The 10,804-nt window shown below is 64.4% G+C and carries 11 protein-coding genes; 9 read left to right on the top strand and 2 right to left on the bottom strand.

Features of this window, described 5'->3' with window-relative positions; translation table 11 throughout:
* The first annotated feature begins 132 nt into the window (after positions 1 to 132).
* The 6 genes from PKA57_RS14390 to PKA57_RS14365 all read left to right on the top strand — a co-directional run bounded on the left by PKA57_RS14390 (position 133) and on the right by PKA57_RS14365 (position 5,042).
* Positions 133 to 1,083 (top strand): hypothetical protein, encoded by a 951-nt coding sequence (locus PKA57_RS14390; protein ID WP_324301758.1) that lies wholly within the window; start codon positions 133 to 135, stop codon positions 1,081 to 1,083.
* Positions 1,084 to 1,172: 89 nt separating this feature from the next.
* A complete protein-coding gene (locus PKA57_RS14385) occupies positions 1,173 to 1,391 on the top strand; it encodes a hypothetical protein (protein ID WP_324301756.1) in 219 nt (72 codons plus the stop codon).
* Between the two features lie 22 nt (positions 1,392 to 1,413).
* On the top strand, positions 1,414 to 2,373 hold the full coding sequence (locus PKA57_RS14380) for a hypothetical protein (protein ID WP_324301754.1): 960 nt from the start codon (positions 1,414 to 1,416) through the stop codon (positions 2,371 to 2,373).
* Positions 2,374 to 2,401: 28 nt separating this feature from the next.
* Positions 2,402 to 3,127, top strand: a complete 726-nt coding sequence (locus PKA57_RS14375) for a hypothetical protein (RefSeq protein ID WP_324301753.1) — start codon at positions 2,402 to 2,404, stop codon at positions 3,125 to 3,127.
* Positions 3,128 to 3,192: 65 nt separating this feature from the next.
* The gene (locus PKA57_RS14370) at positions 3,193 to 4,149 is read left to right on the top strand and encodes a hypothetical protein (RefSeq protein WP_324301751.1); all 957 of its coding nucleotides are present in this window, start codon (positions 3,193 to 3,195) and stop codon (positions 4,147 to 4,149) included.
* 5 nt (positions 4,150 to 4,154) lie between these two features.
* The gene (locus tag PKA57_RS14365; protein ID WP_324301749.1) at positions 4,155 to 5,042 is read left to right on the top strand and encodes an aldose 1-epimerase; all 888 of its coding nucleotides are present in this window, start codon (positions 4,155 to 4,157) and stop codon (positions 5,040 to 5,042) included.
* Positions 5,043 to 5,046: 4 nt separating this feature from the next.
* Here PKA57_RS14365 and PKA57_RS14360 read toward each other — a convergent pair whose 3' ends face one another.
* Positions 5,047 to 5,820 carry a rhomboid family intramembrane serine protease gene (locus PKA57_RS14360; RefSeq protein ID WP_324301747.1) on the bottom strand — a complete coding sequence of 258 codons (774 nt, stop codon included), beginning with the start codon at positions 5,818 to 5,820 and terminating at the stop codon, positions 5,047 to 5,049.
* Between the two features lie 48 nt (positions 5,821 to 5,868).
* Positions 5,869 to 6,540 carry a cytochrome c oxidase assembly protein gene (locus PKA57_RS14355; RefSeq protein ID WP_324301745.1) on the bottom strand — a complete coding sequence of 224 codons (672 nt, stop codon included), beginning with the start codon at positions 6,538 to 6,540 and terminating at the stop codon, positions 5,869 to 5,871.
* Between the two features lie 214 nt (positions 6,541 to 6,754).
* Here PKA57_RS14355 and PKA57_RS14350 point away from each other — a divergent pair, with 214 nt between their 5' ends.
* The 3 genes from PKA57_RS14350 (at position 6,755) to PKA57_RS14340 (ending at position 10,756) form a co-directional block, all read left to right on the top strand.
* A complete protein-coding gene (locus PKA57_RS14350) occupies positions 6,755 to 8,869 on the top strand; it encodes a TonB-dependent receptor (protein WP_324301743.1) in 2,115 nt (704 codons plus the stop codon).
* A 56-nt stretch (positions 8,870 to 8,925) separates the two neighbouring features.
* Positions 8,926 to 10,380, top strand: coding sequence for a phospholipase D-like domain-containing protein (locus tag PKA57_RS14345; RefSeq protein WP_324301741.1), 1,455 nt, complete (start codon positions 8,926 to 8,928; stop codon positions 10,378 to 10,380).
* A gap of 94 nt (positions 10,381 to 10,474) precedes the next feature.
* Entirely contained in the window at positions 10,475 to 10,756 is a 282-nt protein-coding gene (locus PKA57_RS14340; protein ID WP_324301739.1) for a hypothetical protein, read from the top strand.
* Positions 10,757 to 10,804: the final 48 nt, after the last annotated feature.

The raw sequence follows: 10,804 nt of genomic DNA, 5'->3' as shown, positions 1-10,804 counted from the left end.
ATGCGTACAAGGAGGAAGCGAACGCGGCCGTGGCGAAGTTCTGGCCGGAGCGGACGAAACGCGCATGACATGACGGCATGAAATCGGCTACGAGCCTTGTGTTCGCGACATGAACCCAGAGGCCATACGGCGATGCTCATTCACTCCGCCAGAAACACGGAGTTCTTTTTCCACGAAGGCAGGAGCGACTATCTGCTCGTGACCTTCAACGAGATCGCCCTGCTTGCCGACGGCAAGAGCTATTGGGGCAAACCGATGATCGAGCGGGAAAACATCACCGCCATCGGCGTCGTCAGCCGCAAGCCGGACTGGTTCATGCCGGGCGACGACATCCGTGAGTTTCTCACCCGCCACGGCGACATCCTCCGCGGCTTCAAGGGCGACATCGTCCTCGTGGGCCACAGCATGGGCGCCTTCGGCGCCATCAAATTCAGCAAGGCGTTCGGCGCAACGACCGTCATCGCAAGCTGTCCCATATATTCGCTGAACCCGGCCATGCGCGGCCGCACGGATCGGCCCGATCCGCCCTTCTATGTGGAAGCGCTCCACAAGGACATGCATCCGCGACGCGAGGAACTCGGCGGGCGCATCTACATACTCCGCGACCCCTGGCACAACTGGCGCCGCTCATTCGAGAAATATCGCGACATAGGCTATGACGGCCTGTCGTTCGTCGATCTTCCGTTTACGGATCATGAGACGATAAAGATCTTTGCCCGGGACGAAAGATTTCCGAGGCTCATAGCTTTGGCCCGCTCGGGCGACGAGGCGCCCCTGAAAGCCTTTGTCCGCCAATGCCGATACGCATCGAGCCTGCGCCTGCAGATCGTCGCCGCGCACCGCGCCATCCGCCATCCCGCATCGGCCTATCGCATCTGGACCGGTAACCGGGAGCGCTTCTCAGCCCCCTATATGCTGCTTCTGAGCCGCGCCCTTGCCGCGACGATGCCCGGCGAGGCGCAGGAGATCGCGCGGCGCATGGTCGAGGTCGCGCCCGGCTTTGCACCCGGCCAGAAGCAGCTTGCGGCACTCATGGGGCAGGAACGCCAGATCGTCGACGCGAGGTCCCCGCGGGTCACCTGACCCACCGCAACGACGGCACTTTTCGGCCGAACGGCGAAAGGTTAGTGTAGCGCGAAATTAGGCACGATAGGCGGGGGCCTGAAGAACGGATGGACGACTTTCTGTCATTCAATGTGACGCTCGGCATCCTCGCCCTCAGCGTTGCCGGCATCATCTGGTCCGCCTGGCTCGAGCGGCGCCCGAGGGAGTTCGGCCGTGTGCGCCTCTTTCCGACAACGCCCGCTCTCCTCCTCTGCGGCATCATCGCCATCATCATGATCGTGCATCTGCGATCCTTTTACGGCGCGGCGCCTCAACGCCCGCTTTAGCCACCGGCAAGGCGAAACCCGGATGCGAATTATCTTTCCGAATTTTTTCGCGCCTCACCAGATCACGGGCGGCATCAAGATCGCCTATCGCTGCGCGGAAATTCTGAGCGAGAGCGGCTACGAAGCCATGATCTGGCAGCCCGCAGGGCCACCGACATGGCTCGACACCACCGCAGCCGTGATCGCCGAACTGACGGTCAGGATCGCGCCCGAAGACATTCTGGTTTTTCCCGAGGCGCTGAGCAAACCTTTCCTCGATCTGCTGAAGCAGAGGCCGCCTGCGACGAAGCTCCTCTTCTGCCAGAACCCCTACAATCTCTTCGGCAACGAATTCTTCGCCCGGCAGACGCCGCGCGAACTCGGATTCGCGAAAATCCTCTGCGTCGCTCACACCACGAGGAACATGCTGGCGCGCGTTTTCGGCTATGACGACATTGCCTTCATGCCGATCGCCGTCGATGCGGAAATATTCCGCCCACGCCAGAAGACGATGCAGATCGCCTTCTCGCCGCGCAAGCTGCGCTGGCACGCGGACATCATCCGCAGGCTCTTCGCCACCAAATTCCCGCATATGCGGCACATCCCGTGGAAGCCGATCGAAGGCGTCTCGGAAGCGCGCGCCGCCGAGATCATGGGCGAATCCCATGTCTATCTTGCGCTCGGCCATCTCGAATCCTGCCCGCTCATGTCTCTCGAGGCGATGTCCGCCGGCTGCGCGGTCGTCGGCTATCACGGCTATGGCGGGCTCGAATATGCGACGCCGCGAAACGGCTTCTGGCACTATAATGATGAGATCGAGGAAGTCGTGGACGACCTCCATCGTGCCGTCACCGGTATCGCGCAAGGCGATCCGCTCATCCACGCCATGATCGCCGAGGGGCGCGCCACCGCCGCTCGCTTCAACAGCGCGGCGATGCGCGACGCACTCACCGGCTTCATCCGGACGGTTGCAACGCCGCCCTCACCGGCTCTCACCGTCTGATCTCCCGCCTGTCATCGGCGCCCAAGCCATGCCCCACCTCTTTCAGTCGTTCTGGTCCGGCCCGCCGCTCAGCCTCTATGAAAGGCTCTGCCTCAAATCCTTCATCGATCACGGCCACCGTTTCGTACTCTACAGCTTCGACCCGAAGCTCGAGGCGCCCGCAGGCGTCGAACTCCGCGATGCGGCCGAAATCCTCGATCCGTCCGAGTTCTTCGTCTATCGGGGCAACGGTTTTGGCCGTGGCAGCCCGGCCGCCTTCGCCAATCTTTTCCGCTACGAGCTTCTGTCCCGCCTCGGCGGCTGGTGGGTCGATACCGATATGGTCTGCCTCTCGAGCAACATTCCCCCGGTACGGGCCTTCTACGCGAAACAGCATGACGGCCAGTTCAACAACGCCGCCCTCTGCTTCCCGCCCTGGCATCCCGTCATGCTGCGCTGTCTCGCCGAGGCGCGGCGCATGGGCCAGAACCTGATCTGGGGGCAGAGCGGTCCGGCCCTTCTCACGACCGTCCTCGAGCAGATCCTCTCCGGACGCGAGATCGCGCCGACCTGGCTCGCCTATCCGGTCCCGGTCCAAAACGCCTTCGCCATCCTGCGTCCGGAACGGACGGAATGGGTGGCGGAGCTTGCCCGTCCGAGTTGGTTCCTCCACCTCTGGAACGAGGCGCTGCGGAGCCGCGGCATCGACAAGAACAGGACGCCGCCTCCCGGCTCCTTCCTGCACGGCCTGTTCATTCGTCATGGAATTATCTGATCCAAACGCTTGGCCAAATAATTCGCCTTCTGTAGCTTTTGAATAAAATTTTTAGGAGAAGGTCGATGCTGATTCACTCGGGCCGGGACATGGAATTTCTTTTCCACTCCGGCGATACGGATTACCTCCTCATCAGCTTTGGGGAGATCGCCTATCTCGCCGACGGCAAGAACTTCTGGGGCAAGCCGATGGTCGAGCGGCGGCGTGTGAACGCGATCGGCGTTTCGGCGCGTTCACCCAACTGGTTTCCCCGCGCCGATGTGGAGGAGTTCGCCGCCAGGCACCGCGACCTGCTCGACCGCTTCAAGGGACGCATCATCACCGTCGGCCACAGCATGGGCGGCTATGCCGCGATCAAGCACAGCCGCCTTCTCGGCGCCTCGACCGTCGTCGTCACGGCCCCGCAATACACCATCGACCGCGCGGCCATCCCGAACGACACGCGCCAGCCCATCCCCTATTTCCGGCCCGAGCTTCACACCGGCATGCATCCGAAGCCGGACGAGATGTCGGGCGAGATCTACATATTCTGCGATCTTCAGCATTCCGGCCGGCCGCAATTCGACGCCTATGCGTCCTTGCGCCTTCCCAATATCCACATCGTCAATGTGCCGTCCGTCGGCCATGAAGTCTCGCGCGTCTTCGCACGGGATGACGGGTTTCTGGATCTCGTCGGCCTCTGCCGGGCTGGCGACCGGGCCGCGATCAACCGGTTCGTGAGGAAGCACCGCAAGCCGCTCCCCTTGCGTACTGCGACCGTCGCGCTGCGCGCGGCAAAAAGGCGCCCGGACCTTGCGCTCAGGATCTACGATCTCCACAAGAAGCGCTTCGGGCCCATCTACATCGCCATGCTATCGAAGGCGCTCACGGCGTCACGCCCCGCGGCCGCCGACGCGCTGCTCCTCGACGCGCTGGCCCTGAAGCCCGATCTCGCCGGCACGTCCTTCGTCTCGAGCCTCCTTGCGTCGCGAGGAAGAAGCACGGAAGCAATGGCGCTCGAAAACATCATACCGCCCGTCTGAACGCGATGCGGAGCGCCTTTCTCACGCTCCGCCACGGCGACCTCAGCGCCATCGTGGCGCCGGAGGCGGGAGGAAGCCTCGCCGCCTTCTCGGCCGGCGGCCGGCAGATGCTCCGCCCCTTCGACATGCGCGGGGCGGGCGCGGAAGCGGCGAACCCGCTTGCCATGGCCTGCTATCCGCTCGTGCCCTTCTCCAACCGGATCGCGCAAGGTCGCTTCACCTTCCATGGCCGCAGCATCGCACTCACGCCCGATCCCATCAGCCCGCCCCATGCGATCCACGGCATTGGCTGGCGCCGCGCATGGTCCGTGGAGGCGGTATCGGAGAGCGAAGCCACGCTCTCCCTTCGCCATGACGCGGGCGAATGGCCCTGGTCCTTCACCGCGCGCGAGACTTTCGCGCTCGACGACGAAGCGCTGACGATCACGCTCACACTCACGAACCGCGCCGGCGAGCCGATGCCGGGAGGGCTCGGCCTCCACCCCTTCTTTCCCGGCCGCGCCCGCGCGGGCCTTGAAGCCCACCTACCCTTCGTCTGGGAAACGGCACCCGATCGCCTGCCGCTGCGGCGTGCCGCCGTGCCGCCCGCATGGGATTTTTCGACGTCTCGCGCGCTTGTGCCGCTTGCGCTCGACCATTGCTTCTCGGGCGGCGGCGGGCCCGTTCTCATTGAATGGGAGGATTGCCCCCTCGCCCTTCGGCTGGAGCGGCAAGGCTCGGATCACCTCGTGATCTATACGCCGCAGGATGAGGATTTCTTCTGCGTCGAGCCGGTGAGCCATGTGCCCGACGCCGTCAATCGGCCGGAGGGGGCGGATGTCACCGGCCTCGTCGCCCTCGCCCCCGGCGCGGAAATGCGCCTTTCATGCCGCTTCGCGGTGATCGCGCGCTAAAGGTTCAGCGATCCCACGGGCCGCGCCGCCAGCCGCCTTGCCGGTCATGGCCGCGCTCATCCTCGCGGCGGGCATCGAAAACGCGGCTTCGCTCCTGCTGCAAGAGAGAAACGCCCCGCCGCTTGAAGAACGGCACCAGCACCACGCCAGCGACGAAGCCGCCTATATGCGCCCAGAAGGCGACGCCGCCCTGATCGGCAGGGCTTGCCAGCCCGCTCAGGAACTGGATCAGGAACCAGAAGCCGAGAACCGCCACGGCCGGAATGTTCACGACACGGATGAAAAACGGCAGCGGCATGATGAGGACGCGAATCCGCGCGAACGGGTGAAGAAGGAGATAGGCGCCGAGCACGCCCGATATGGCGCCGCTTGCCCCGATCATCGGCACATCGGATGAAGGCACCTGCAGTGCCTGCGCGAGCGCGGCGATCGTTCCGGCGAGGAGATAGAAGAGGAGAAACCTCGCCCGCCCCATCGCATGCTCGACATTGTCGCCGAAAATCCAGAGATAAAGCATGTTGCCGCCTATATGGGCGAGCCCGCCATGCATGAACATGGATGTGAAGATCGTCGCCCAGGCGGGAATGGCCGCGGTCTGGCCGCCGATGGCAAGGCCGAAGACATTCGCCGGAACCATGCCGTAAAGACGCGCCGCATGTTCGGCTTCCGCGTCGGACAGCGTGATCTGCCAGAGGAACACCGCCACGCAGAGAGCGATGAGCCCTATGGTGACGACCGGCAGTCCGGGCTCGGCATTTTCATCGGAAATGGGAAACATCCAGCACCTCGCAGCGGGAGTGCATATGCCGGACGCCGCTCCGGGCCGCTAGCGCCGCCGGACCTCTGCGGGCTCGAACACGGCTTCCCGCGTCGTTTCGAGCGCTTTCGTCTGGGCCTCGGACGCTTCGGCGAGCGGGCGTGCCGCCGCAGCGGCAGGCTCCGACGAATCCTGCCGGAAGAACGTATAGGACAGCGTGATCGTGCGGACGTTCTTCGCGCTCGTATCCGTCAGCATCTCCGGATCGACATAGAAGACGACCGGCATGCGCGCGCTCTCGCCCGGCTTCAGCCTCTCCTCGGTGAAGCAGAAGCATTCCGTCTTGGTGAAGAAATATCCGGCCGGATCGGGCGTCACATTGTAGGTCGCGCGCGCCACGATGGTTTCGTTCGAAAGGTTCTTCGCCGTGTAGAACACCGTCGTCGGCAGGCCGATATGGGTCTTGACCGCCGCCTCCTCCGGCTTGAATTCCCAGTCGAGGCCCGGCGCCACATTGCTGTCGAGGCGGACGGTGATTTCGGGTCCGATGGCATCCGGCTGGCGCTTGTAGCTCTCGCCGTCGAGCGAGCGCTGCACGGTGACCGCGCCGCCATAGCCCGTCGCCTCGCAGAACCAGCGATAGAGCGTCGGCGAATAGGAGACGGCCACCGTCATGATGCCCAGCAGAACGAGCGACAGCGCAACGGAAGGCAGCTTCTTAGAGCGGAGCGGCGAAGACATGCCCCGAAACTAGGGTGGCCGTCACGCTGCGGCAAGCCCTGTTTTCCGCCCTCGGCGGCGCCCCGCAACTCGCTGCGAGGCTCTTGGGTTTTGCGGCATTTCCGGCCATGCTGCACCGAACGGGGAAGCGGGCGCTAAAGCCCGCGATAACGGCCAACGAAGCCGGCAAAAAACGACGGCCCCGCCCGAATGAGGGCCGCAAGGGGAGGTTGAAGTGAGACATTCTGGCGCAGCCCGGGGCTCGATCCCGCATCTCGCATTGCTTGCGGCTTTTCTGGCGGCGGCAGCACCTCTGCCGGCGCAGGCGGACGAAGCGCCCGAAAAGAACGCAACCGCCATCGACGAAATGGTCGTCACCGCAACCGGATATGGCGAAGCGCGCTCGACCCATCCCGGCAACATCACGAAAATTCCCGGCGACGAAGCCGACTTCGTGAAACCGCGCCAGCCGGCCGAGCTTCTGAACCGCGCGCCCGGCATTGACATCCAGCAGGGAAGCGGCGTCGAGCATCTGACGGCGATCCGCTCGCCCGTCCTCACCGGCACGGCGGGCGCGGGCTCCTTCCTCTATCTCGAAGACGGCGTGCCGATGCGCGCGGCGGGATTTGCCAATGTCAACGAACTCATGGACGCCATGGTCGAAGGGGCGGGCGGCATCGAGATCGTGCGCGGCCCCGGAAGCGCGCTCTATGGCTCCAACGCCGAACACGGCCTCATCAACATTCTGAGCCGCGCCCCTTCCGAGGCGCCGGAAGGATCGCTCACCGGCGAGATCGGCCCGCATGGCGTGCGCAATCTCGACGGAACAGCATCGACGACCATCCGCGAGAGCGACGGCACGGGCCACGGCTTTCGCGGCACTTTCGCGCTCGGCGAGGATGGCGGCTTCCGCGCGAATTCCGGCTATGGCCAGCAGAAGGGCCAGTTCCGCTACGACCTGACGATGCCGGACACGACGCTCCGCGCGACGCTCACCGCGATGAACCTCAATCAGGAAACGGCGGGTTATGCGTCGAGCTACAAGGACCCCGCGATCTACAAGGCCAACGCCAATCCCGAAGCCTATCGCGATGCCTGGGCCGTGCGCGGCGCGGTCAGGATCGAGCACGATCTCGGCAACGGGCAGAAGATCGCGCTGACACCCTATATGCGCACCAACGGCATGAACTTCCTCATGCACTTCCAGCCCGGAACGCCCGTGGAGGAGAACGGCCACTGGTCCGGCGGCCTGCTCGGCAGCTACGCGCTGGCGCTCAAAGGCGGCCACAGGCTCATTCTCGGCCTCGACACCGAATATACGAACGGCTATCTGCGCGAAATCCAGTCCTCGCCCACCATCCCCGGCGCGGGCGGCTATGTGACGGGCGTGCATTATGACTACGACGTGAAAGCGCTCGTCGCCGCGCCCTATCTCCATTCGGTCTGGCAGCTCGGCGAGCGCACGGAGCTGACGGCGGGCCTGCGCTACGAGATCACGCGCTACGACTATCGCAACAACACGGCGAGCAATCTCACCGGCCGCTTCCTGCGCCCCGGAAACCGCACCGACACATTCGGCAATCTGACGCCCAAGCTCGGCATCACCCATGTCTTCAGCGAGGAGATCATCGGCTTTGCCAATCTCGCACGCGCCGCGCGCGCGCCCCAGACCGCCGATCTCTACCGGCTGCAAACGGGCCAGAACCCGAGCGCGATCAGATCGGAAACTCTCGACAGCATCGAGATCGGCGCGCGCGGAAAGATCGATCGCGTGCGCTACGAGCTTGCCGCCTATTTCATGAAGAAGCGCAATTTCGCCTTCCGCGATGCGAACGGCGACAACATCACCGACGGCCGCACGAAGCATGCCGGCATCGAGGCCGAGATCGCGGCGCCGCTCCTCTGGAACTTCGACATCGCGGCCTCCGCCTCCTACGCGCACCACACCTATGATTTCACCGACATCATCACCAAGCCGGGATATGCGCCCGAATCGATCCTCCCCGGCAACGACATCGACACCGCGCCCCGCACGGTGGCGAATGTGCGCCTCGGCTACGCCTTCGACGAGGATCGCGGCCGGGCCGAGATCGAATGGGTTCATCTCGGCGCCTACTGGATGGATGCCTCCAATTCCAGCCGTTATCCGGGCCACGATCTCTTCAATCTGCGGACGGAATACAGGCTCACGGAAAATTTCACGATTTTCGGCCGTCTGATGAACGTTTTCGACAAGCGCTACGCCGATCGCGGCGATCTTTTCTGCCTGCCTGCGCCAACCGGATGCAAGTCGCGCTATTTCCCGGGCGAGGACAGGGCGCTTTACGTAGGCACCACCATCAGCTTCTAGCCCGGCAGGGCAGCTAGGGGTGGGAGAGTAGCGCGCCTTGGACTAGTCTCCCGTCCATGTGGCTGATTACGCATCTCTGGCCGGTTCTGGCGGCCGTCATCCAGTTCGCCGCCATGGCGTTCGCGGCTGGCCATGCCATGCTGACCAAAAGCGATGTGCGCTCCGCCGTCGGCTGGGTCGGCTTCATCGTTCTGGTGCCGTTCTTCGGCTGGCTGATCTATTTCCTTTTCGGCATCAATCGCATCCAGCGGCGCGCGCGCGAGCTGCGCGGCGTCAAGCTCGCCAAGCCGCTCGTCATCTCGGCCGGTCAGCAACGGGGGCATTTTCCTGTCGCAAGCGACGAGGAGCTTCGCCGGCTCGAGAGCTTCGCCCGCTTCGGGCTGAAGCTCCTGCCCGAGAATTTCGAGCCCGCCAACAGGATCGGGATTCTCGAGAACGGCGACGAAGCCTATCCCGCCATGATCGCCGCCATCGACGGCGCGAGGCACTCCATCGCGCTTTCGACCTACATCATGAACAATGACAGGGCCGGACGCATCTTCGTCGACGCGCTGACGCGCGCCGTCGAGCGCGGCGTGCGCGTGCGCGTGCTCATCGATGGCGTGGGCTCCTGGTATTCGCGCCCCTCGCTCATACCGCTCCTGCGCGAGCGTGGCATCAATTATGCGCGGTTCCTGCATTCGTTCATGCCCTGGCAGATGCCCTATCTCAACATGCGCAACCACCAGAAGATTCTGGTGGTCGATGGCAGGACGGGTTTCACCGGCGGCATGAACATCGCGGAGGGCAATCTCGTCCGCAACAATCCGCGCAAGCCCATCATCGACTATCACTTTCACGTCGAAGGTCCGGTGGTGCACCAGCTCATGCACACCTTCGCCCATGAGTGGGAGTTCACGACGGGCGAAATCCTCGACGGGCCGGACTGGTTCCCCGACGAGGCCGCAAGCGGCATCGACGGCGACACGATCGCGCGCGCCCTTCCCGCCGGCCCCGACATGGGCATGAACCCGATCCGCTGGACGCTGCTCGGCGCCCTTTCGGAAGCGCGCGAGCGCATTCGCATCGTGACGCCCTATTTTCTCCCCGATGCGACCCTCGGCGCGAGCCTTTCGCTTGCCGCCATGCGCGGCGTCGAGGTCGATATCGTCCTGCCGGGCACGAACAATCTTCCCTTCGTGGACTGGGCCGCGACGCCTCAGCTTCTCTGGCTCATCGAGGCCGGGTGTCGCGTCTGGAAATCGGAAGGCCCCTTCGAGCACACCAAGCTCATGACGGTCGACAATGTGTGGTCGACCGTCGGCTCGGCTAACTGGGACGGCCGCAGCCTGCGCCTCAATTTCGAACTCAATCTCGAATGTTACGGCGGCGCTTTCGCCGCCCGGCTCGCCCGCATCATCGATGGCAAGATCGCCGCCGCGCGGCCCGTGACCTATCAGGAGATCGCCGGCCGCCCCCTGCCGGTGAAGCTCCGCGATGCTTTCGTCAGGCTCGCCTCGCCCTACCTCTGATGGCCCCCTGCCTGCGGCGCCGCCGTCCTATGCGCGGGCGCGCGGGAGCGATAAGCTTTGCGGCAGCGTCGGGGTAAATCCGGGAGCGGAAGGCATGACCGGGATGAACGAAAAATCGGACAGGACGGCCGAGGAGCTTCAGGCCGAGGTGGATGAGTTGACGAAAGCCCTTGAGGACGCGAAGGCGGCCCTCGCCGAAAAGACCGCCGCGCCCGGCGAAGAGGCGCGCTCCGCCTTCGAGACGGCCGAGGAGATCGGCGAGCGCATGCAGGAGGGCCTCGCGGACCTTCAGCAAAGGATCGACAGGAATCCCGTGCCGAGCGCCCTCATCGCCCTTGCCATCGGCTTTCTTCTCGGCCGCGTCTTCTCGCGATAGGAGAACCGCCATGCTCGATCCGACCCCCAATATGCGCCGCCTCGCCGA

Origin of the sequence: Parvibaculum sp. (assembly GCF_035325945.1) — a bacterium.
Classification (GTDB): Bacteria; Pseudomonadota; Alphaproteobacteria; order Parvibaculales; family Parvibaculaceae; genus Parvibaculum.
This window is presented reverse-complemented; position numbering and strand designations above follow the sequence as displayed.

What these genes read in the sequence shown, in the direction of transcription:
- PKA57_RS14345 (WP_324301741.1), top strand. Translation starts at nt 8,926, where the DNA reads ATGTGGCTGATTACGCATCTCTGGCCGGTTCTGGCGGCCGTCATCCAG.
- PKA57_RS14340 (WP_324301739.1), top strand. Translation starts at nt 10,475, where the DNA reads ATGACCGGGATGAACGAAAAATCGGACAGGACGGCCGAGGAGCTTCAG.
- PKA57_RS14370 (WP_324301751.1), top strand. Translation starts at nt 3,193, where the DNA reads ATGCTGATTCACTCGGGCCGGGACATGGAATTTCTTTTCCACTCCGGC.
- PKA57_RS14380 (WP_324301754.1), top strand. Translation starts at nt 1,414, where the DNA reads ATGCGAATTATCTTTCCGAATTTTTTCGCGCCTCACCAGATCACGGGC.
- PKA57_RS14355 (WP_324301745.1), bottom strand. Translation starts at nt 6,540, where the DNA reads ATGTCTTCGCCGCTCCGCTCTAAGAAGCTGCCTTCCGTTGCGCTGTCG.
- PKA57_RS14390 (WP_324301758.1), top strand. Translation starts at nt 133, where the DNA reads ATGCTCATTCACTCCGCCAGAAACACGGAGTTCTTTTTCCACGAAGGC.
- PKA57_RS14375 (WP_324301753.1), top strand. Translation starts at nt 2,402, where the DNA reads ATGCCCCACCTCTTTCAGTCGTTCTGGTCCGGCCCGCCGCTCAGCCTC.
- PKA57_RS14365 (WP_324301749.1), top strand. Translation starts at nt 4,155, where the DNA reads ATGCGGAGCGCCTTTCTCACGCTCCGCCACGGCGACCTCAGCGCCATC.
- PKA57_RS14385 (WP_324301756.1), top strand. Translation starts at nt 1,173, where the DNA reads ATGGACGACTTTCTGTCATTCAATGTGACGCTCGGCATCCTCGCCCTC.
- PKA57_RS14360 (WP_324301747.1), bottom strand. Translation starts at nt 5,820, where the DNA reads ATGTTTCCCATTTCCGATGAAAATGCCGAGCCCGGACTGCCGGTCGTC.